The organism is Leisingera sp. ANG1 (assembly GCF_000203975.2).
Lineage (GTDB): Bacteria > Pseudomonadota > Alphaproteobacteria > Rhodobacterales > Rhodobacteraceae > Leisingera.
Map to the genome: position 1 here is coordinate 94,729 of NZ_AFCF02000009.1, position 21,591 is coordinate 116,319.

21 protein-coding genes are annotated in these 21,591 nt (G+C 61.0%); 9 read left to right on the forward strand and 12 right to left on the reverse strand.

The window, feature by feature from the left end; all coding sequences use genetic code 11:
- Positions 1 to 32: 32 nt before the first annotated feature.
- Positions 33 to 2,207 (reverse strand): serine/threonine protein kinase, encoded by a 2,175-nt coding sequence (locus tag GC1_RS16685; protein ID WP_039137197.1) that lies wholly within the window; start codon positions 2,205 to 2,207, stop codon positions 33 to 35.
- A 44-nt stretch (positions 2,208 to 2,251) separates the two neighbouring features.
- A complete protein-coding gene (locus GC1_RS16690; RefSeq protein ID WP_039137195.1) occupies positions 2,252 to 2,827 on the reverse strand; it encodes an OmpA family protein in 576 nt (191 codons plus the stop codon).
- A 182-nt stretch (positions 2,828 to 3,009) separates the two neighbouring features.
- On the opposite strand from GC1_RS16690, the gene GC1_RS16695 reads away from it, so the two are divergent.
- Positions 3,010 to 3,852 carry a M15 family metallopeptidase gene (locus GC1_RS16695; RefSeq protein WP_039137190.1) on the forward strand — a complete coding sequence of 281 codons (843 nt, stop codon included), beginning with the start codon at positions 3,010 to 3,012 and terminating at the stop codon, positions 3,850 to 3,852.
- 18 nt (positions 3,853 to 3,870) lie between these two features.
- Here GC1_RS16695 and GC1_RS22730 read toward each other — a convergent pair whose 3' ends face one another.
- The 9 genes from GC1_RS22730 to GC1_RS16745 form a co-directional block, all read right to left on the reverse strand.
- Positions 3,871 to 4,605, reverse strand: a complete 735-nt coding sequence (locus GC1_RS22730) for a hypothetical protein (protein WP_052265113.1) — start codon at positions 4,603 to 4,605, stop codon at positions 3,871 to 3,873.
- A 33-nt stretch (positions 4,606 to 4,638) separates the two neighbouring features.
- Positions 4,639 to 6,138 (reverse strand): caspase family protein, encoded by a 1,500-nt coding sequence (locus GC1_RS16710; RefSeq protein WP_019297436.1) that lies wholly within the window; start codon positions 6,136 to 6,138, stop codon positions 4,639 to 4,641.
- 130 nt (positions 6,139 to 6,268) lie between these two features.
- Positions 6,269 to 6,595, reverse strand: coding sequence for a hypothetical protein (locus GC1_RS16715; protein ID WP_019297435.1), 327 nt, complete (start codon positions 6,593 to 6,595; stop codon positions 6,269 to 6,271).
- Between the two features lie 2 nt (positions 6,596 to 6,597).
- Positions 6,598 to 6,984, reverse strand: a complete 387-nt coding sequence (locus GC1_RS16720) for a response regulator (RefSeq protein WP_019297434.1) — start codon at positions 6,982 to 6,984, stop codon at positions 6,598 to 6,600.
- A gap of 39 nt (positions 6,985 to 7,023) precedes the next feature.
- Positions 7,024 to 7,881 carry a CheR family methyltransferase gene (locus tag GC1_RS16725; RefSeq protein WP_019297433.1) on the reverse strand — a complete coding sequence of 286 codons (858 nt, stop codon included), beginning with the start codon at positions 7,879 to 7,881 and terminating at the stop codon, positions 7,024 to 7,026.
- The gene (locus GC1_RS16730) at positions 7,878 to 8,360 is read right to left on the reverse strand and encodes a chemotaxis protein CheW (protein WP_019297432.1); all 483 of its coding nucleotides are present in this window, start codon (positions 8,358 to 8,360) and stop codon (positions 7,878 to 7,880) included. The genes GC1_RS16725 and GC1_RS16730 overlap by 4 nt, the downstream gene beginning before the upstream one ends.
- Positions 8,350 to 10,518: a chemotaxis protein CheA gene (locus tag GC1_RS16735; protein ID WP_019297431.1), complete on the reverse strand. Its 2,169-nt coding sequence runs from the start codon at positions 10,516 to 10,518 to the stop codon at positions 8,350 to 8,352. Before GC1_RS16735 ends, GC1_RS16730 begins: the two co-directional genes overlap by 11 nt.
- Position 10,519: 1 nt before the next feature.
- Complete coding sequence (locus GC1_RS16740) at positions 10,520 to 10,894, reverse strand: response regulator (RefSeq protein ID WP_019297430.1); 375 nt, start codon at positions 10,892 to 10,894, stop codon at positions 10,520 to 10,522.
- Positions 10,891 to 11,178, reverse strand: coding sequence for an STAS domain-containing protein (locus tag GC1_RS16745; RefSeq protein ID WP_029204938.1), 288 nt, complete (start codon positions 11,176 to 11,178; stop codon positions 10,891 to 10,893). Before GC1_RS16745 ends, GC1_RS16740 begins: the two co-directional genes overlap by 4 nt.
- 413 nt (positions 11,179 to 11,591) lie before the next feature.
- Between GC1_RS16745 and GC1_RS16750 the strand changes: the two genes are divergently transcribed.
- The 5 genes from GC1_RS16750 to GC1_RS16765 all read left to right on the forward strand — a co-directional run bounded on the left by GC1_RS16750 (position 11,592) and on the right by GC1_RS16765 (position 16,786).
- Positions 11,592 to 13,961, forward strand: coding sequence for a methyl-accepting chemotaxis protein (locus tag GC1_RS16750; protein WP_039498739.1), 2,370 nt, complete (start codon positions 11,592 to 11,594; stop codon positions 13,959 to 13,961).
- 456 nt (positions 13,962 to 14,417) lie between these two features.
- Positions 14,418 to 15,149: a response regulator gene (locus tag GC1_RS16755; RefSeq protein WP_052260515.1), complete on the forward strand. Its 732-nt coding sequence runs from the start codon at positions 14,418 to 14,420 to the stop codon at positions 15,147 to 15,149.
- 83 nt (positions 15,150 to 15,232) lie between these two features.
- A complete protein-coding gene (locus tag GC1_RS16760; protein ID WP_019294839.1) occupies positions 15,233 to 15,724 on the forward strand; it encodes a response regulator in 492 nt (163 codons plus the stop codon).
- Positions 15,696 to 15,893, forward strand: a complete 198-nt coding sequence (locus tag GC1_RS22895) for a response regulator (RefSeq protein ID WP_019294838.1) — start codon at positions 15,696 to 15,698, stop codon at positions 15,891 to 15,893. Before GC1_RS16760 ends, GC1_RS22895 begins: the two co-directional genes overlap by 29 nt.
- A 41-nt stretch (positions 15,894 to 15,934) precedes the next feature.
- On the forward strand, positions 15,935 to 16,786 hold the full coding sequence (locus tag GC1_RS16765; protein WP_237754624.1) for a sensor histidine kinase: 852 nt from the start codon (positions 15,935 to 15,937) through the stop codon (positions 16,784 to 16,786).
- Positions 16,787 to 17,007: 221 nt separating this feature from the next.
- Here GC1_RS16765 and GC1_RS16770 read toward each other — a convergent pair whose 3' ends face one another.
- Entirely contained in the window at positions 17,008 to 17,622 is a 615-nt protein-coding gene (locus GC1_RS16770; RefSeq protein WP_019294836.1) for a helix-turn-helix domain-containing protein, read from the reverse strand.
- A 173-nt stretch (positions 17,623 to 17,795) separates the two neighbouring features.
- Here GC1_RS16770 and lpdA point away from each other — a divergent pair, with 173 nt between their 5' ends.
- Genes lpdA through GC1_RS16785 form a run of 3 tightly spaced genes read left to right on the forward strand, consistent with a single transcriptional unit; the run spans position 17,796 to position 21,535 of the window.
- Entirely contained in the window at positions 17,796 to 19,178 is a 1,383-nt protein-coding gene (gene lpdA / locus GC1_RS16775) for a dihydrolipoyl dehydrogenase (protein ID WP_019294835.1), read from the forward strand.
- Between the two features lie 16 nt (positions 19,179 to 19,194).
- Complete coding sequence (lipA, locus tag GC1_RS16780) at positions 19,195 to 20,139, forward strand: lipoyl synthase (RefSeq protein ID WP_029204668.1); 945 nt, start codon at positions 19,195 to 19,197, stop codon at positions 20,137 to 20,139.
- 25 nt (positions 20,140 to 20,164) lie between these two features.
- Positions 20,165 to 21,535, forward strand: a complete 1,371-nt coding sequence (locus GC1_RS16785) for an alanine/glycine:cation symporter family protein (protein ID WP_019294833.1) — start codon at positions 20,165 to 20,167, stop codon at positions 21,533 to 21,535.
- Positions 21,536 to 21,591: the final 56 nt, after the last annotated feature.

Here is a 21,591-nt window from a genome sequence, read left to right on the forward strand (position 1 = left end):
GGTTTCCCCTGAAGGGAAACCTCGAAAGCCGGTCAGGGTTTGGCCGTCACCAGAATGCGGCTGTCGAGCGAGCGGATGCGGCTGGAGTCCGCCTCGTAACTGGCCTTCAGTGCCTCAGCAAATCCAACAGCACTTTCCGAAGTCGGACGCATACCGTCAAACAGCGGTTCCGCGGAATGCAGCACGAGCACCTTGCTTTTGCCCAATGTGCTGTCGTCGACCTTGAAGGCGATGCCGCCATTGGCCGCCGATTCTTCCAGGCTGTAAGCCACCCGCACAGGGACATCCCCGGCTTCGCCGCCCCGGAGGCTTGAGACTGCGTTGTCCTCGCGCGAGATGTTGGGCAGCAGGTGGAACACATTGCCCGATACATCCAGGATCGAAACCGTCAGATAGCCATCTGTCACATCGTTTGGCAGCACCACGTCGATCACCGGGTTTTCGCCGACAAAGAAACGCCCGGAGGGGTTTGGTTCCACGGGCGTTCCACCCACTGCGAATTCCACTTCGGCACCGCCTGGAGGTGCCTTTGGCAGATGCTGTTCAACCACGCAGAGCGAGTCGTTCAGGACTTCCACATCCAGCACCACCTGCCTTTCATGGGCCAGCGCGCGCAGGGCATCAAACAACTCCAGCCGGGTGGCGGTGCTGGCAACCCGGCCGCTGATCAGGATCGGATCCGTGGGGCCGTAACCTTCAATATGGCCGTTGCCGTCGCGGACCAGCGGGCCGCAGTCGGCGAAGGTGTCCATAATCGCCTTGACTTCCGCAACGGGTAGAACCGGCAGTTCAAACCGGATTTCAGCCTTGCCCTCCAGCGCGCCCGGCAGGCCGTTGCGGAACATTTCATTGAGCATTTCTGCGACGTTGGGGTCATCGGTGCTGCCGCTGAGGCGGGCCTTGTTATTGCTGATCACCAGACGCCATTCGCGCAGGCCTTCCAGCGGCCGCACGGTGTCCAGAACATCGGCGCCCCAGGTCTCGGCAATGGCGCCGGTGGCCAGGGTCAGGTCAGCCTCCTGCGACAGTGCGGCCAATTCGTTGCGCACGGTTTCGGACGGTACATTGCCGACGATTTGCACTGGGCCATCGGGCTGCTTTTCGGCAATCAGCGAATAGGGGCGCACCTCCGGGTAGCTGGGCCCGATGAAACTGTCGAGGAAACCGCCGAAATAAGCGCCGGCTCCGCCGCCGCCCAGCAGCAAGAGAACCGCCAAAGCTGCCCAAAGGCCTTTGCCGCCGCTCTTCTTTGCATCTGCCGGTGCCGGTTTGGAAGAAGGCGGGGGAGGCGGTGCCGGTTTGCTGGTCTGCGGCACGATGATGGTGGCGTCTTCATTTGGTGCATCCAGCACATCGGCCAGGCTGCCGCCATCAGAACCGCTGTCAGGGTTGTCGAGAAACGCCAGTACTTCGCCCGCGTTCTGGAACCGGTCAGCCGGATCCGGTGCGCACATCCGGTCAATCAGAGATTTCAGCGGTTCGGGGACACCTTCGGTGTCCAGCGGCTTTTGCTTGTTTTCAACTACTTCCATCGGGTTTGCACCCAATTTGGGCGCGGCACCGCGGAAGTTGGCCAAGAGCAGGGCCCCCAGCGAGTAAATATCCGAACGGGCATCGGTATTGCCGCTCATCTGCTCCGGCGCGGCATAGGAGTACTTGCCGGCAAATTCATTGCCGACAATGGTTTGGGCACCGGGATTGGTGTCCTTGGCGATGCCGAAATCGATGATCACCGCCTCTGCCGGGTCGCCGCCGCGCAGGATGATGTTGTCGGGGCTGAGGTCGCGGTGAACGATGTTGCGCGCGTGCGCCGCCTGCAGGCCCTGTACCACCCGGCGGCAGACAACTAGCAGATCTTCGGCCGGCATCGGCCCCTGCTTCAGGCGCTTGTCGAGGCCGGGGCCGTCGACATAGTCCATCAGCAGGTAAATATGTCCGTCCGGCGTGCGGTGGTTCTCCGAATAGCGCACAACGGCAGCGTGGCGGATTTCGCGGATGTTTTCCTCGCGCGCCATCAGGACGGTGAAATCCTCGTTGGCTGCGAGTTCCTGCTTCAACACCTTAAGTGCAACCAGGTTACCGGAAATTTCCGACCGCGCCTTGTAGACGTCGGACGTTCCGCCACGACCCAGCAGGCATTCAATCCTGTAGGTATTGTTCAGCAGATCACCCGGCTGGAACAGGTCGCCAGGGCGCGATTCAAGCATGGAAGTCTCCCTGACCTCTTATCCGGCGCGGGTCCGGGCTGTTCTTAGCCCAGAGCCTGGAATTCTACGCGGCGGTTTTCATCGGCGCGTGTGTTGTCTTGGTTGAACGGGGCGGTTTCCCCCATACCGATCGCTTTCAGCATATCCTCCGGCACGCCGCAGGAGCTGATCAGATGGCGGCGCACTTCCTGCGCGCGCAACAGCGACAGCCGTTCGTTATAAGCTGCCGAGCCAGAGCTGTCGGTGTGGCCGATGATCTGGAACACAGTGCCATCCAGAGCCTTCATCGAGGCACACATATTTGCCAGTTTCGGCTCCTGATCGGCGCGCAGGGCGGCGCTGTCGAAGTCAAAGGAGATCTGGACATTGATCTGAGTCTGGCGGTCAACCGGATTGTATTCCTCAGACGCCGCAGCCACGGTTGCGGTCTCCTCAGCTGCGGTTTCGGCTGTGCCGCCGCTGCTGGGCACAATGACCAGGCCGCGGGTCTTCTGCTTCTTGAACGCTTCGGTGATTTCTTCGACCGACAGTTCGCTGCTGTCGGACTGTGCTTGCGCCATCGGCGCGAAAATCAGGCCGGCACCCAGAACACTTGTGAAAATACCTTTCAGGCGGATCATGCTCTGCGCCCTCCCCTACCGTTTGAACATTGCTGGCAGTCTATACCAGCGCTATCTGCCTGCCAATGCCGGGCAGAGCCAAGCGCCGGAAAAAAACACGGTGTTTCCGGCAAGTTGTAAACAGGGGGTTTACTGCCGGGCGGCTAAAGATTGAAATGGGCGCAAACGTACCGGGAGGGAAAATGCGGGTTTTGCCAGCTGTGATAATCGCCATCGGCCTAGTGCTGGCGCCGGCGATCTGGTTCGGTCTCAGCTGGCTGCTGAGCGAAGAGGATTACCAGGGGGCTGGCGGTGTGGATTCCACGGCGCGGATTGAAATCGAGATGCTGCGCCAGCAGGTGGAGGATCTTCAAGCCCGGATGACAGATCTGCAAAATGAGGTTGCCAGCCTGCCCGCAGGAGGGGCAGGCACCGGAAGCCCTTTCACTGATGACGCGGCCGGCGAGGCTGCGATCTGGAACCAGACCGGCGGTGCTGATCTTGATTATGCGCAGGTGGTGCTGATTGCCGACCGGCTGAACGTGAACCGCGGGCTGCGGGTCACGGGCGGCAAATACCTGACCGAGAGGCTGGGCCGCCCGCGCGAGGATCTGAACGACACCTGCCAGCCGATGACCAACCCGGACTTGAAGGAAAAGCTGGTGACCGAACAGGTTGGGCCGATCCGGGTCAGTATGCTGCGCCCCGCAATTGAAAGCCTGAAAGTAGTGTTTGAGAACATCCGCCAGGCCGACCCGGACCTTTATGCCCGCATCAACACTGCCGGGGCACTGTGCGTGCGGCGGATCCGCGGCACCACCAACTCGCTGTCCACACACAGTTACGGGCTGGCGGTGGACCTGAACATTGACGGCAAGCTGGACAATTTCACCGATGGCAAAACCCAGCTGGGCCTCACCATCATGGCGGACTTCTTTTACGATCAGGGGTGGGTCTGGGGGGCCGGCTTCCGGCGCGAGGACAGCATGCACTTTGAGATCAGCCGCCGCCAGCTGGACGCGTGGATCGCTGACGGTCAGCTGTAAAAGGCGTTGCTGTTCTGCTTAGACAGACCGCAACAGCACCTTGCTGGAATCGATCGCAGCTGCGATCCGCTGATAACGCACAACCGACCTTGTGGGTGAGCTTTCAGCTGAGCGCAACAGTTTGGTCTGGGTCTCCTCCAGCACAGCCAATGCCTGAGCGACTGCAGTTGCCTGCCGCTCCGGTGCCACGGCCACAATCGGGCGGTGCGACTTGTCCGTGCTGTTGACGGATCGTGCCTTGCCCCGGGGCTTTGAGGGGTCGCGGTTTTCCCGCGCAATCTGCCGCAGATCGCGGGCAGTGTCTTTGAGAATGGCGCGCAAGGGTTCATGTCCTGGCAAGCCGGCCAAGTCTTTTTCCAGCGCTTCAAACCGCTCAGCCAGACAATCGATCAGATAAGGGCCCACGATGCCGCAGAGATCCTGGAAACCGGCGACCCGGTCCACCACTTGATCGGCAGAGCGAATGCGGTTTCCAAAGAACCGGCCGCTGCCGGACGAACCGCCGAACGTGCTGCCGTCACCCTCGCCGCCGTCACCACCACCACGTGAGCTGACCCCGCCGCCACCGCCGTCACCACCGTCGCCGCCGCCGTCACCACCATCGCCGCCGCCGTCACCACCATCGCCGCCGCCGTCACCACCGTCACCGCCGCCGTCACCACCATCGCCGCCACCGTAACCGCCGCCATAGCCGCCGCCGGCCTGGCCATCCGAGGGGTTGTTCAGGAAGAAAGTGAGGAGAACGAGGAACAAAGCACGATGTAACATCGGCTTGAAGTAGGGCGGTTAGCCCTCCAGTCCATAGGCCTGACGGATTCCGCGCTGGGTTCCCGGGCCGAAGTCTCCGTCTATCGCGCCGGCATAGAAGTTGTTTTCCTTCAGCTTCGACTGCAGTGCCCGTCGGGTTTCTGCCGTGAACATATTGGGCCGTTCGCTTAGGAGGCCCAGCACGTCAGAGCTTCCGCTGCGCAGGGCGGCATAAAGGTAATGCGCTGAATCTTCGGGACCTTTCGAGGGAATCAAGCCGTCATCAATGAGCGCGGCAAAATTAAATTGGGCCTGCGGATGGCGCAGGTCAGCAGCTCGCTCGAAGAAGGTGAGCGCCTTTTTCGGGTTGGCAGGCAGACCCAGTCCGCCCTGATAGTGCAGGAAGCCAAGATCATTGATCGCGTCGGCAAAATCTTGTTCTGCGGCCGCTTGGTACAGTTCCAGAGCCTTGGTTTGATCGGCCTCCACTCCGGTACCGCGCTCATAAAGTTTGGCCAGTTCAAACTGGGCCTCCGGTGAGCCGGCATCCGCGGCGCGCTGCAGGAATTTCACCGCCGCCTTGGGGTCAAACCGGCCCTCATTCGGGTTCAGCCGGATATAAGCCAGACCCAGCATAGAGCGGGTGTCGCCGAGCTCAGCCAGCGCCAGAAGCTGTTCCTCCTGGTCGGGTTTCAGTGCCGCCCAAGCGGCAGAGGCATCGGCCACAGAAACAGGGGCGTCATTTTCTCCGGGACCAGCCAGGTAGAAGGGCACGCCGGTCAGCGAGCCGTAGGTATGCGGCTCCTGAAGGTTGGCGGTGCTCTGCAGCACCTGGTCGCGCACCTGGCGGAACATCAGGCTGATTTCCAGGCCGGGCTGCACCATTTTTTGCATCAGTGCTGTGGCGTAGGGTGAATTGCTGCCGCTGCCATCCAAAGCCACCTGGCCGTCCTTGGCGGCAAAGGCCACCAAGGTGCCGCGGTCCGGGTCTGCCGGGGCCATGCCGCCGCCGCCGCGGGTAGTTTCCGTGGTTTGAGTTGTTTGTTCGCTGCTCTGTTCCAGTGCGATGGAGTCGCCCAGCGGATTGTCGCGGCAGCTGTCCAGGATCACGATCCGCATCTTGCGGGCCCGGTCGACCGCGCCGAGCAGCTGTTTCAAGGACAGCGACTGCCGCTGCACATCACGGTTGCTTGCGACTTTGGCATCTGCCGGGATCAGAAAGTTCTCGCCCTGCACCTCAATCCCGTGGCCGGCAAAATAGACCAGCGCCAGATCGGCGACTTCGGACCGGAAGGCAAAGTCATCCAGCAGCTGTTCCATCTCAGACGTGCCCGGATCCAGCGCCAGGCTGACGTCGAATCCGATGCCTTCCAGTGTATCCGCCATGGCAACGGCGTCATTGCGGGTATTTTCCAGCGGCGGCAGGTACTGGTAGTCCGCAACCCCGATGACCAGGGCTATGCGGTCGGTCGCAGCCTGCGCGCCGGCGGCGAGCAGCAGGCAAGCGGTGAAAATCAGGGGTTTGAAGAGAAACGACATGCGGATACCTGGGTTAGCGAATTCAGCTATGGCCCAATGTAGTCCTTAGCGGCAGAAAAGAAAAAGAAAATCCGCCGCTGGCAATAGCGGCGGACAGACCCTGCCCGAACCCGGACAGGGTCTAACTGTATCAGGTGCTGGCCATGCTGCCAGCCGACCGCAACCGGTCGCGCAGCTTTTCCAGGGTGACACCGGCCGCTGCCGCAGGCAGGTCCGCGGGGCCGGCCTCATCAACCTGGGCCTGCACGCGCCGGTAGAACCCGGAGAGCCCCGACAGTGTCTGGATAACCAGGTCGAAGTCCTGCAGCGAGCGCAGCTCCTGACTGGTCGGCGCGGTTCCCCGCTCCAGAACGTCGAGGACGACGTCCTCCAGCGCTTGCATCTGACTGCGGAGCTGCTCCATTTCCCACGCGGATGCGGCGCAGAGCTCGCCGAGGGCTTTGTCGGGACGCTCCATGATCAGAGCCGCCCGACGACCTGTTCGATGGCCTGCTTCATGGTTGCCACCGTGAACGGCTTGCGGATGATGTTGTTCAGGCCGATCTGCTTGCCAACCTGGATGATTTCCGGTGTCGGCTTGCCGGTGACCAGGATGAAGCCGACACGCTGGGTCACCTGATGGCTGCGCAGCGCCTTCAGCAATCCGAGCCCGTCCATGCCTGGCATGTTGTAATCGGACAGCACCAGATGAACCGGGGTCTGGGTCAGCTTCTGATAAGCGCCCTGACCGGAGTTCTCGACCATGTAGTTCTTGATGCCGATCTCATCCAGGCTCTGTGTGATGATCCCCCGGCTCGTCGACATATCGTCAACAACCATGACGCGGAGAGAGTCTTTCAAGCTCATTTTTCTTTCCTTCTGCTCTGCTTGCAGCCGTGGACAGGGTTACCTGCCAGCGGGTGAGTTGACATAAGTGGTGATCCCGGCCGTCTTCAGGTGCTGCGCCGCCGGGCCTGACATGCGCTCGGAGTGACCGATGAAGAGGGTGCCGCCCGGGTTCAGGGCATTCTGGAAGGCGCTCCAGACCTTCTGCTGGGTCGGGTTGTCGAAATAAATCGCAACGTTCCGGCAGAAAATCGCATCGAACTTCCCCTTGAAAGGGAAGGGTTCAATCAGGTTCAGCACCCCAAAGGTGATCAGCTTGCGCAGGCTGTCCGGCAGCCGCCCGTCCGGGTCGCGCTTGGGCACCAGCTTGCTGTATTTGGCGTCGATCTGGGCCAGCTCGTCCTCGGGGTACTTGGCCGCCTGGGCATGGCGCACCACCACCGGGTCGATGTCGGTGCCCAGGATCTTGATGTCCAGATTTGCGGCTTCCGGACAGACGTCCAGCAGTGTCATCGCAATCGAGTAGGGTTCCTGCCCGTTGGAGCAGCCCGCCGACCACAGCCGCACCCGGCCGCCACGCCGTGCCTGTTCCACCAGCGGCGGCAGCACGTCGTTGCGCAGGGTTTCGAAGTGATGCGGCTCCCGGAAGAAATGGGTCACATTTGTGGTCAGCAGCGACAACAGCCCGCTGCGTTCCTCGTCGGCATTGGGGCCGTCCAGGCTGGCAAGGTAATCCTTGAAGTTGGTGATGTTGCGCTGCCGCAGCTTGCGGGCCAGGCGCGACGACACCAGCGGCTTCTTGCTTTTCGCCATCGCCAGTCCGAAGTTCTTGTGCGCGAATTGCGCAATGGCTTCGAATTCCTGGTCTGACAGCGAAAAGCTGTCCGCGTTGGGAGTGATAGTACCTTCTGCGCTCACGGCATCACCTGCTCCGGAGCCGAGATCACCGCATCCAGATTGATGATGCGCACCATGGTGTCATCATGCGAGATGATGCCCTGGATGTACTCCATCGTGTTGCGGCTATCCACCGGCGGGGTGTCCTGGATGTCGTCCGGGTTAATCGAGATGATCTCGGAGACCGATTCTGCCAGCAGGCCGACCGGTTTCCCGTGCACGGAGACAACGATGACCACATTGCGCTCGCTGGCTTCGGTCTGCTGCAGGCCGAAACGGGCGGAGAGGTCATAAATCGGGATCACCGCACCGCGCAGGTTCATCACCCCGAGCACGTCGGCGGGTGCATGCGGCAGGATGGTCACCGGCGACCAGCGCCGGATTTCCCGGATCTGGGTTATCTTCAGGCAGAACGCCTGACCGGCCACGGTGAAGCTCACAAACTCGCTGTGTTCAGCGTGTTTCACTTCCTGATCGGTTTGCTTCACTTCAGCTTGCATTGCTCATTCTCCGCTCGGTGTCAAAGGCGGCCGCAGTGGGCGAGGCCGCGATGATGCTTTCAGGGTCCAGGATCATGGCGATCTTGCCGTCGCCAAGGATGGTTGCCGCAGCGACGCCCGGGATCTCCCCGCAGACGCCGTCCAGGCTCTTGATCACCACCTGGCGCTGATCGTGGATGTCATCCACCGCCAGGGCGCAGCGCTGGCCGGTTTCGGTCTCCACCAGCAGGTAGACGCCCGCTTGCTGATCGCTTTCGCGGTAGAGCCCAAGGCCGCCGGCCACATCGCAGATCGGCACGAAGTTGCCGCGGATCGACAACAGGGTGCCGTCAGCGCCCAGGCTGTTGATCATGTCGTCGCTGCCGCGCATGGTTTCGACGATCGAGGTGATCGGCACCACCATGGTCTGATCGGCAACCGACACCACCATGCCGTCCATCACTGCCAGGGTCAGCGGCAGGATGATGGTGAAGGTGGAGCCTTTGCCGGGCGAGGATGAGATGTTGATGCGCCCGCCGAGACCGGTCACCGCATTTTTCACCACATCCATGCCAACGCCGCGGCCGGAGAGATTGGAAATCTCCTTGGCCGTCGAGAAACCCGGCGCAAACAGAAGGTTGTCGATCTCGCTGTCGGTCAGTTCCGCATTTTCCGGGATCAGCCCTTTCTCGATCGCAATCTGTTTCACGCGCGGGCGGTTCACACCGGCCCCGTCGTCCTTGATCTCGATGCAGACACTGCCGGAACGGTGGGAGGCAGACAGCCGGATTTCACCGATTTTGGACTTCCCGGCCGCTTCTCTGTCGTCTGGCTTCTCCACACCGTGGTCGACCGCATTGCGCAGGATATGCGTCAGCGGGTCTGACAACCGTTCGATGACCGTCTTGTCGACCTCGGTGTTTTCGCCTTCGGTGACCAGCTTGCAGGTCTTGCCGGTTGCGGCCGAAGCCTCGCGGACGATCCGGGCCATGCGCTGGAACAGCGGCTTCACCGGCTGCGCGCGAATGGCCATGACACCTTCCTGGATGTCGCGGGCCAGGTTTTTGAACCCTTCCAGCTCTGTCTCCACATCCCGGGTATCCGAGACGTTCAGGTTGGCGATCTGCTGGGCCAGCATCGAATGGTTGATGATAAGCTCCCCGACAGCGTTGATCAGCCGGTCCACCCGCTCGAGTTCGACGCGGAGCGTCGGCTTGGGACCGCCGCGCTGCTCCTGCTTGCCGCTCTCGGCTTTCGGGGCCGAGGCCTTTTCTTCGGCAGCTGCCGGCTTGGCTTCGGGTTCAGGTGCGGGGACCGGCGGCTCAAAAGGGGCTGCAGGCGCCTCCCCCTCAGGGGCAGCTGCGGCATCTGCGGCTGGCGGTGCAGCGAACATCGCATCCAGCGCGGCCAACGCATTGGCTTCCGCCTCGGCATCGCCATCACCGTTGATCGACAGCTCGCACAGGCCCTCGACGAATTCGAACACGGCCTCAACCTTCGAACGCGTCTCCTTGGTGACCAGCACCAGATCCCAGGCCAGATAGGCTTCGCTCATGTCCATGGCATCAAAGCCGGGCAGCTCATTCTCGTCCATGGTGACGGTCAGCTCACCCAGATCCTTGAGCGCCTGGAACAGGAAGAACGGCTCGTTGCCGGTGCCATACATTTCCTTCAGCGGCTGGAAGCGGATCCGGTAGGTCTCTTCCTGCGGTTCCGCCGGGGCGCCGCCCAGATCGCCAAGATCCATCATGGGCGCCGGGCCGCCGAGCCCCATCGGCTCGAAGGTGAGGTCTTCCTCTTCTTCCGGAATGTATTCATCCAGCGCCGCCAACAGCGTATCATTGTGCGCTTCGTCTATCTCGCCGCCGTCCCGGGCAGCCTCGACCAGTGCTGACAGTTGATCGCTGGAGCGCAGCAGCAGCTGGATCAGCTTCTCGTCCAGCTCCAGCCGGTTGGAGCGCACTTCGTCAAACACGGTTTCGAACCGGTGGGCGAAAGCCACCAGATCATCGAGGCCAAAGGCCCCGGCGCCACCCTTGATCGAGTGCACGGCGCGGAAGATCGCGTTGACAACCTCAGAGTCGTGATCGCCTCCTTCGATGGCGGTCAGACCCTCATCCGTTGCTTCAAGGAGCTCTTCGCACTCCTCAAAGAAGGTATCCTGAATCGAACCCGACATCTTAGGCCGCAGCTCCAGTCACGCGCTTGAGCGCAAAAATCAGCGAGGCATCATCAAACGGCTTGGTGATCCAGCCGGTGGCGCCAGCGCCGCGGGCACGGGCCTTCAGTTCAGGTGCGCTTTCAGTGGTCAGCACCAGAATCGGAACCTTGGAATTGATGCCGGTGCCGCGCAGCTCCTCGATCACGCCGAAACCGTCGAGGTTGGGCATGTTGATGTCGGTGATCACCACGTCCGGATCCACGTCAGGGTACATGTCCACTCCCTCGCGGCCATCGACCGCGCAGTGGTATTCAAAACCGGCCTCTTCCAGGGTCGCGGCCAGAAGATTCCGGATGGTGCGGGAATCGTCGATTGCCAGAACTTTGGTTTTCATGCTGTTTCCTCGTCTTCAAAACGGTTGGGCTCCAGCCCCAGAAGCGTCAGGGACTTGCGGCAGGATTCTGTGATGTTGGTGACTGCGAAGCCCGCCCCCTCGGACCGCCACTGCTGCTCTGCGCCAAGCAGAAGCTGCAGGCAGCGCGAAGGCATCAGGGCAACGCCGCTGCAGTCGATTTCGACTGCCTTTGCGCGCGCTCCCTGCAGGAAGGCGATCAGCGGATCCAGCTCCGCGAAGGCGTTTGGCAGATCCAAAACGTGCTTTTGCGTTTCCGTAGTCATTTTCGGCGATTCGCACCCCCGTTGTCGGCGATCAGTTCGAGTTCGATGGGGCAATTCTTAGGTGGCGGGACTTAACATTTGATTGCCGTCAGCCGCGCCAGGAGGGGGATTCATAAGGAGACCGGCGAAAATTTCGCGTCAGAAACCCGATCAATTTTTATCTGTGTTCTGACGGTCCGGAGAATCACCTGCGGCGGTTCAGCAGGCGTGTTTTCAGGGCTCCGCACAGCCTGCGGATGCATCTTTACCAGACCTTCAGAAAGTGACGCCGGAGCGCAGCAGAATCCGGCATGTTTCTGCATCGAAATGCGGCATGCGGCATGCGCCGTAAGCGGCAAATTAACACCTGGGACGCATTCTGACTGGCATCACTATTGCGGTGGCCTAGACCGCACTGCTCTTAGGAGGACGGAATGAAAACGTTCAAATCGCTCAAGCTGGCACATAAATTGCCATTGTTTGTTGTTGGGTTCGGTGTGCTTGTGACGGCGATTCTCGTCACCATCAGCACTATCAGCTTCCAAAAAAGCGCCGAAAAAACTGCGGAAGACCAGTTCCGCTCGATGGTGGCGGACCGGAAGTTTTCGGTGCAGACGCTGCTGGACGGAATTCATGCGGATGTGCAGACGCTGGCGGCGGTACCGTCAACAGCCACTGCCATCGAATGGCTGACAATGACCTGGAACGATCTGGATGGAAATCCAGGCCAGATCCTGCGCCAGGCCTATATCGACGACAACCCGAATCCGATCGGGCAGAAGCATCTTCTGGTGCGCGGCAAGGGCGAGTCGCCCTATCACATGCATCACGAGACCTTCCATCCGGCCTATAAGACGCTGATCGAAAGCAAAGGCTACTATGATGCCTTCCTGATCAACCTGGCCGGCGACATCGTCTACTCGGTGTTCAAGGAAAACGACTACGGTACCAACATGATGACCGGCCCGTTCAAGGACTCAGGTCTGGCCGACGTTTACCGTGCCGCCCTTGAAGGCAGCCGCGGCGAGGTCTTCTTTGCGGACATGAAGCCTTATGCGCCCTCCGGCGGCGCAGCTGCCGCTTTTGCAGCCTCTCCCGTGGTGAACGATGCCAATCTGACTGTCGGCGTGCTGGCGGTGCAGATCCCCGTGGATCTGCTGGGGGCCATCGTCAACAACGACCAGGGCATGGGGCAAACCACCCAGATATATCTGGCAGGCTCAGATATGCTTGCGCGGACCACATCGCGGTTCGAGGACGGCTATCAAGTTCTGTCGCAACTGCCTTCGGTCCCTCAGGTTACCACTGCATTTGACGGCGAGTCGCACGTCCAGAAAGGCGTCCCTGGGCTAAACGGCCATGCTGTGCTTGCTTATTCCGAGCCGCTGCCGCTGGAATTTGCAAATTGGGCGATCATCGCCGAGCAGGACTGGGCGGAGCTGATGGCCCCGGCAGCTGAGAAGCGCAACATGCTGCTTCTGGCCTCGCTGATCTGCGCTGGCGGCATGTCCTTCTTCGGCTGGCTGTTTGCCCGGTCGGTGACCAAGCCGATCGACCGGATCTGCAGCGATATGGAAGCGGTGTCCTCCGGCGATCTCGACACCGAAGTTGCGGCGGCCAGCCGCGGCGACGAGATCGGCAAGATCGGCAAAACGCTGGTCTCGATGCAGGACGACCTGAAGCTGGCCCGCGCCGCCGAGGAGGAGCGCGCCGAGATGCAGCGCCAGCAGCAGCAGGTGGTTGAGAAGCTGAGCAGCGGCCTGGTGCAGCTGGCAGACGGCGATTTCTCGCAGCCGATCAACAGCGCCTTCCCGGAGGAATACGAGCAGCTGCGGCAGAACTTCAACAGCACCGTCAGCAACCTCAGCGCCACCGTGCAGCAGGTGATCGAGGCCTCCGGCAGCATCCGCAACGGCGCCGCCGAGATCAGCCAGGCCTCCGACGACCTGTCGCACCGCACCGAGAGCCAGGCGGCCACCCTGGAGGAAACCGCCGCGGCGCTGGATGAGCTGACCGCGTCCGTCAAATCCGCCGCCGACGGCGCCCGCAGCGTCGAGGCGACCATGGCCGAGGCCCGCACCGAAGCGGAAAATAACCGCGAAGTGGTGCAAAGCGCGGTGTCGGCGATGACCGAGATCGAGCAGTCCTCGAACCACATCAGCCAGATCATTTCTGTGATCGACGACATCGCCTTCCAGACCAACCTGCTGGCGCTCAATGCCGGCGTCGAGGCGGCGCGGGCGGGCGAGGCCGGCAAGGGCTTTGCGGTGGTCGCCAGCGAAGTGCGCGCCCTGGCGCAGCGCTCCTCGGATGCGGCGATGGAGATCAAGACGCTGATCTCCGACAGCTCCAAGCAGGTGGAGCGCGGCGTCGATCTGGTCGGCAAGGCCGGCGAGGCGCTGCAGAGCATCGTCGAGCAGGTCACCCATATCTCGCAGCTGGTCTCCGGCATTGCCGAAGGCGCGGCGGAGCAGTCCACCGGCCTCAACGAGATCAACACCGGTGTGACCCAACTGGATCAGGTGACGCAGCAGAACGCGGCGATGGTCGAGGAGGCCACAGCAGCCGGCCACATGCTGAACACCGATGCCGGCAAACTGGCCGAGCTGGTGGCGCATTTCCGGGTTTCCGGCGGCGCGGCCCCCGCCCGCCCGGCGCCCGCAACGGCCCCTGCCGCCGTCCCGGCCGCCAAACCTGCGCCCTCGGCGCATGGCGAGGACAGCTGGGACATCGAAGCCAGCCCGGCGCCCGCAGCGGCAGCTTCCAACGGCAGCGCCGCCCGCGATCTCTGGCAGGACTTCTGAAAACTCACCGGAGGCGCCGCAAAAACCTGCGGCGCCTTCAGACTATGGCAACCTGTGCTTGAACGCGGCTGGCTGCCAGGCCGCTTGCGGCCACCGGACGCCACTCCAGCCGATAAGTTTCCAGGGCCGCGGCACTCGCTTGCAAGCCCCTTCTCCAGCTTGCTGCAACAGCCCCCTAAAAAACGCCAATTTTTCAATAAGTTTTAACTTCCGCACAGCATTCAGATTACCAGCCCGCGTGCAGGCACGCCGCTCCGAAATTTTTCCATAAAAGTTCAGCAAACTGCGAATTGAAACCGCAAAATCCTCCCCCCTCATGCAGCGGCTTAGTGTTCTTTAATCAAATCTCGTCTGATAATAACCCTTAGCGTGATCTTGTGTGATATAAACAATCCAAGCGAGTGCTCGTTCCGAATTATAATTCCGGGCGCTGTGTCAATTCAAAGGGGTACCAGGATGAGTAACAATCGTTTTCAGAAAGTGACTGCACCGCCCTTCATGCCGCCCGTAATCCTCAACATCCTTTCGGTTGATGATGACGAAATAGACCGGTTGCGCCTTAAAAAGCTGTGCCGCAAGGCTGGAATGGAAGCCGAGTTCTTTGAGGCTGCCAATCTGGAGGAAATGCGCAAGCTGCTGGACAAGGAGCAGTACGACCTGGTTTTTCTGGACCACAATCTTGGTATGGATACCGGCCTGGATGCGCTGAAACTTCTGCTGAGCCACGAGGAACAGGTCCAAGCCGTCCCGATCATGCTCACTAGCGTCACCAGCTACCAGACTGCCGTCGAAGCCATGCGCCGGGGGTGCTCCGATTACATCGTCAAGGAAGAGCTTTCTGTGGATGCGCTGATAAAGTCTATTGCCTCCGCCATCGAAAGGCGGGCCCTTTACGGCCAGCTCTCCAGCGCCAAAGCTTCAGAGAAGGAACTGAAGCGGATCTTTCAGCGCTTCATCGTCGGCTGCGGCCCCGATCTGCGCCTGCTGCTGAGCCGGACGCTTGCCGGGGTCAGGATCGTCAAGTCGCAAGCCCGCCAGGATGACAGTTTTTCTCCAGCCGTGCTGTCGGATGTGTCGATGCTTGAACGCAGCTGCAAGGATCTGGTGGCCTTCATGGATGATCTGGACAGCGTGATCGAAGACACCCGCGAAGTGACAGCCCGCGTGTCCCCAACCCTTCTCCAGTAGGGGACCGCCGCGCTTCTTCCAGCCCTCCAGCTGGTGATCGCACCGAACAGCACCAAGCCCCGGCAGAAAGGAGTGTCAGCACGATGCAAAGCCCCCGGAACGCCAGCCGCCCTGCCCTGAACATCATTCTGGTGGAAGATGATGACGGCGACGCAAAGGCCTTGCGGCGCGCCTTTGAGCAGGCCAGGATTGCCAATCCAGTTACCCGGTTTGCTGACGGGGTCGAGGCCTTGGCCTTCCTGCGTGGTGAAATGAGTCAGGTTCCGCCGCCTCATTTCGTGGTGCTGAGCGACATTAACATGCCACGCAAGAACGGGATTGAGCTACTGCGGGAAATCCGCGCGGACCCGGTACTGCACAATATACTATTCATCGTGCTGACAACCTCGGATGACGAACGGGACATTTCTGAGGCTTATGCCAATAATGTCGCCGGCTACATACTGAAATCAAAGGCCGGCGACATGTTTGCCGACCTAATGGCAACGCTCGATAATTACTGGCGGATTGTCGAACTGCCCGAAATCCACATTAGAAAGGTGACCGATGGCGGCGCTCAACATCCTGCTCATTGACGATGACGCCGGCGACCGGAAACTGCTGCGCCGGTTACTAAAGCAGCCTCACCCGGACGCCAGCATCTCCGAAGCCGACAGCGGCGAGAAAGCGCTGGGGTTTGCCGGGCAGCCGGCGGACGTGATTTTCCTCGACTACCTGCTCCGGATGGAACCGGGCTCGACCTGATTGCACGTTTGAATGAAGCCTGGCCACGGGCGGTGCTGTTCATGACAACCGGCCATGGCGATGAGGAGATTGCCAAAAGCGTTATCCTGGTCGGAGCCAGTGACTACATTCCGAAGTCGGCGCTCAGTGCAGAGGCACTGAAACGGATGATCGCAAACGGGCTGAAAGTTTCGGATATGCGCTGGCGCATTCAGGAACAGCAAAACGAGCTGAGGCTTTTCTCCGACGTTCTGGTCCACGACATGCGGGCGCCGTTGCGGGCAATCAAGTTCCTGAGCGATCAGATCCAGGAAGAGTACGCAGACGGTGACCTGGACGAGGTTGCCCGGCAATTCGACCTGATGAAGAAGTCGGTAAACAAGACATCAGAGCTGATTGAGCGGCTTGCCAGCCATATCAACCCGCACAGCGACGGCCGGGCAGAGCGAGTAACCGTTGACAGCCTGTTCGACAGCTTGCGTGCTGTCCTTGCGCAGGATCTGGCAGAATCCGGTGCCCGCATTGATTGGCAGTCCGGTGGGCTGAGGGTGGTCTGTTTTCCACCCGATATTGTGCAGTTGCTGCAGAACCTGATTGGCAACGCAATAAAGTACAGCGGCGGCAAAACACCTGAGATCGTAATAACCGCGGAACCAGCCCAGCCGGGGCTGATGATCTCTGTAGCCGACAATGGCATTGGCGTGCCGCCGGAATACCGGGATAAGATTTTTGAGCCCTTCAAGCGGCTGCAACGCGGCAGCGAGCAGCCTGGCACCGGCCTGGGGCTGGCAACCTGCGCAAAAATCGCCAAGCGGCACAAGGGACTAATCTGGTGCGACCCGCAAACTGAGGCCGGCACCACAATCCGGTTCACGATCAGCCTTGACGCGCTGCCTGCACGGCAATCAGCCTGACATTAAAGGCATTACGTTATAGACAGCCTACACCGCTTCGCGATTGCTGAAGGTTGCGGACCGATCAGCAGAGGGGACGCTCCGCTATCCTACTGCGCCGCGTTTTGCGTCATTGCCGAAAGGCGGGCTGCACCAGGCCAACTGAGGTCGCGCAGGCCGGAAATGCCTGTTTCAGCCGCAGCTGACGGGATGTTTTCACGCCAAAGAGCGCCTTGCTGCGTTTATCCCTCCAACGACACCCAAAGCACCTTGGCGTCTTCTTTACTGACGGAAACACAGCCGTGGCCCATGCCGCTGTCATAATAAACGGAATCCCCGGCCCCCATGCGCAACGGCCGGTAATGCTCCGTATAAAGGATCAGCTCCCCGCTCAGCACGAACATGAACTCCTCCCCCTGGTGGCGCACCCAATTGTCAAACTCGGTCACATCCCGGGCCTTGATGGTACTGATATAAGGCACCATGCGCTTGCTGGTCAGCTCGCTGCACAACAGTTCATGATCATAGGTCGAGGTTTCCTTGTGCTCGCCCTCGCCAGTGCGGGTGAAGTCCCGGCGCCCGGTGACGCCGCTTTGACTGGACTGCACAAACAACTGCGGTGTTTCCAGTTCTAGCGTCTGCATCAGGCGGCGGATGATCTCGAAACTGGGACGGGTCTGGTTGTTCTCGATCTTGGATAAAGTGGACCTGCCAATGGCTGCTGCCTTGGCGGCTTCCTCCAATGTCAGCCCCTTTTCTTTGCGGGCTTCGCGAATCATTTTTCCTAGAACTTCGCCATCCGGGGCCTCCATGGCCTCGGGGCCCAGTCCTGTTTCTTCTGAGGGAATTGGTTCCATTTCTGCGAATTCTCCTGATCCGCAAACACTTTAGCTTTGATGTATTTTCCGGTCAAAATTTCCGTGATCGCACTTTTTGTTTGCAAGAGGGAAAAAGTTTCCTATAGGAGACGCAACGTCGTATACGGCTGAATACGTGCCGGTCCTGAACCGCATTTCGGAGGAGAAACCACATGAGCGCATATGATCTGGTCGTGATCGGAGCCGGTCCGGGCGGTTATGTCGCAGCAATCCGTGCTGCACAGCTGGGCATGAAGGTTGCCTGTGTCGAAGGCCGCGGCTCGCTGGGCGGCACATGCCTCAACGTTGGCTGCATTCCTTCCAAGGCGCTGCTGACTTCGTCCGCCAAGTACGCCGAGCTGTCCCACATCGCCGCGCACGGCATTTCCGTTGAGGGCGTCAGCCTGGATCTGGGGGCGCTGATGGCCCGCAAGGACAAAGTTGTTGGCGACCTGACCAAGGGCATCGCCTTCCTGTTCAAGAAGAACGGCGTCGACCACATCGAAGGCTGGGCCAGCATTCCGGCCCCCGGCCAAGTGCAAGTGAGTGACGTTACCTACACAGCGAAGAACATTCTGATTGCCACCGGTTCGGAACCCAGCCCCCTCCCTGGCGTGGAGATCGACGAGGTGGACGTGCTGAGCAGCACCGGAGCGCTGGCGCTGGAATCGGCGCCAGAGCATTTGGTGGTGATCGGCGCCGGCGTGATCGGGCTTGAACTCGGTCAGGTCTGGTCACGCCTTGGTTCCAAGGTGACGGTGGTGGAATACCTCGACCGCGTCCTGCCCGGCATCGATGGCGAGATCGCCAAGCTGTCCCAGCGCGCACTGAGCAAGCGCGGTCTGAAATTCCAATTGGGCCGCGCGCTGAAGTCCATTGAGAGAGGTGAAAACGGCCTGACCCTGACCCTGGACCGCGTGGGCAAAGACAAAGAAGAGCAAATCGAGGCTGACAAGGTGCTGATCGCCATCGGCCGCCGTCCGGTGACCCGCGGGCTGGGCCTCGAAGGCCTGGGGGTCTCCATCAACGCGCGAGGCTTCATCGAAGTGGATGAAACCTTCCAGACCTCGGTGCCCGGCGTCTTTGCCATTGGCGATTGCGTGCCCGGCCCGATGCTGGCGCATAAGGCCGAGGAAGACGGCGTTGCCTGCGTCGAGATGCTGGCCGGCGAGCACGGCCATGTGGATTACAACACCGTGCCCGGCGTGGTTTACACCGACCCGGAAGTTGCCTCCGTCGGCCAGACCGAGGAAGCGCTGAAAGAGGCCGGCACCGAGTACATTTCCGGCAAATTTGCCTTCATGGCGAACTCCCGCGCGCGCTCAACCGGTGAAACTGACGGTGCCGTGAAGGTGCTGGCAACGCCAGCGGGCAAGATCCTTGGCGCACATATCTGCGGCGCGCATGGCGGCGACCTGATTGCCGAGCTGGTGCTGGCAATGACCAAGGGCGCAACCGTCGAGGAGGTAGCGCGCACCTGCCACGCACACCCCGCGATGGGCGAGGCGGTGAAAGAAGCCTGCCTCGACGCGCTTGGCCGCGCCATTCACGCCTGATCCGGAGGTCCGCCAGATGACGATCCAGCTGCGCCCCCGCCACCCGGAAAAGGCCCACAAGGCCGACAGCGCCATCCCGCGCAAGCCGAAATGGATCCGCAAGAAGAAGATCGAAAGCGCGGAATACTATGAGACCCGCAAGCTGATGCGGGAGCATGATCTGGCCACCGTCTGCGAAGAGGCCGCCTGCCCCAACATCGGCGAGTGCTGGTCCAAGCGCCACGCCACCATGATGATCATGGGCGAGGTCTGCACCCGCGGCTGCTCATTCTGCAACGTGACCACCGGCAAGCCGGACACGCTGGATGTGTTTGAGCCAGGCCGGGTTGCTGCGGCGGTCAAGAAGCTGGGACTGCGCCATGTGGTGATCACCTCTGTTGACCGCGATGATCTGGCGGACGGCGGAGCGGAGCATATCGCCCAAACCATCCGCGCCACCCGCCACCAGAACCCCGGCACCACAATCGAGGTGCTGACCCCGGACTTCCTGGGCAAAGGCGCGGCCGCTGATGCGGTATTCGAGGCTGCCCCGGACGTTTTCAACCACAACCTGGAAACGGTGCCACGCCTCTACCCGCGTGTGCGCCCTGGCGCGCGTTATTACACCTCGCTGCGGCTGCTGGATGACGCCAAACGCGCCAACCCGCAGTTGTTCACCAAATCCGGCATCATGGTCGGCCTGGGCGAAACACTGGAGGACGTGCGCCAGGTGATGGACGACCTGCGCGCGGCCCAGGTCGATTTCCTGACCGTCGGCCAGTATTTGCAGCCCACTCCCAAGCATCACCCGATCGACCGCTTCTGGTCGCCGGAGGAGTTTGCGCAGTTGGAACAGATCGCGCGTTCCAAGGGCTTTTTGCATGTGTCAGCGACACCGCTGACCCGCTCTTCGTTCCACGCGGATGAAGATTTTGCCGCCCTGAAAGAGGCCCGTCAGATGGCCTTGGCAAAGGGCATTTAACCTTAACGCAAGCGGGAGGAGACCCATGGAAGCGTTAAATTCAATCGTAGGAGCCGTAAACGGCGTGGTTTGGGGGCCGATGATGCTGGTCCTCATTCTCGGCGTCGGCTTCTTCCTTCAGGTCGGCCTGAAATTCATGCCGATCCGGAAACTGGGCATGGGCTTCGGCCTGATGTTCAAAGGCCGTGAAGGCACCGGCGAAGGCCAGATCACCCCGTTCAACGCACTGATGACGGCACTGTCGGCCACAATCGGCACCGGCAACATCGCAGGCGTTGCGACTGCCGTTTTCCTCGGCGGCCCCGGTGCGCTGTTCTGGATGTGGATGACCGCGCTGGTCGGCATGGCCACTAAGTATTCCGAAGCTGTTTGCGCGGTGAAATTCCGCGAGCGGGACGAAGAAGGCAACTATGTCGGTGGCCCGATGTACTACATCAAGAACGGCCTCGGCGCGAAATGGGCCTGGCTGGGTGTTGCTTTTGCCGTGTTCGGCTCCATCGCGGCCTTCGGCATCGGCAACGGAGTACAAGCCAACGGTGTGGCGCAAGTGCTGGAAACAAACTTCGGCTTCAACACCTCTGTCACCGGCGTAGTTCTGATGGTGCTGACCGGCGCTGTGATCCTGGGCGGCATCACCCGCATCGGCGCAGTGGCTGGCAAGCTGGTTCCGTTCATGGCGGTCAGCTACATCATTGCGGGCCTGATCGTGCTGGTCATCAACGCAGACGCTATCGGCGCCGCGTTCGGCTTGGTGTTCACCCATGCCTTCACCCCGTCGGCAGCCGAAGGCGGCTTTGCCGGTGCGGCGGTCTGGGCCGCGATCCGCTTTGGTGTGGCCCGCGGTGTGTTCTCCAACGAAGCGGGCCTCGGCTCCGCCCCGATTGCGCACGCAGCGGCTGAGACCAAAGGTCCGGTCAACCAGGGCCTGATCGCGATGCTGGGCACCTTCATCGACACCATCATTGTCTGCTCGATCACCGGCCTGGCGATCATCGCCTCCGGCGCCTGGACCTCGGGTGAATCCGGTGCGGCGTTGACCTCGCTGGCGTTCGAAACCTCGCTGCCCGGCTTCGGTGGCTACCTGATCGCAATCGCTCTGTCGATCTTTGCCTTCACCACCATCCTTGGTTGGTCCTATTATGGCGAGAAGTGCATGGAGTTCCTGTTCGGTGTGAAGGTCATGCTGCCCTACCGCATCCTGTGGATCATCGCGATTTACTTCGGTGCAACCGCCGATCTGGGCTTCATCTGGCTGCTGGCTGACACGCTGAACGCGATGATGGCCATCCCGAACCTGATCGCCCTGGCGCTGCTGAGCCCGATCGTCTTCAAGGTGACGAAAGAGTTCTTTGCCACCGGCGGCAAATCGGAAGAAGCCGGCCACGCTGCCGAGTAAGCTCTCCGGGAGGGCGCGTCCTGCGCCCTCCTCCACCCCGAAACCCTAGTAATTCA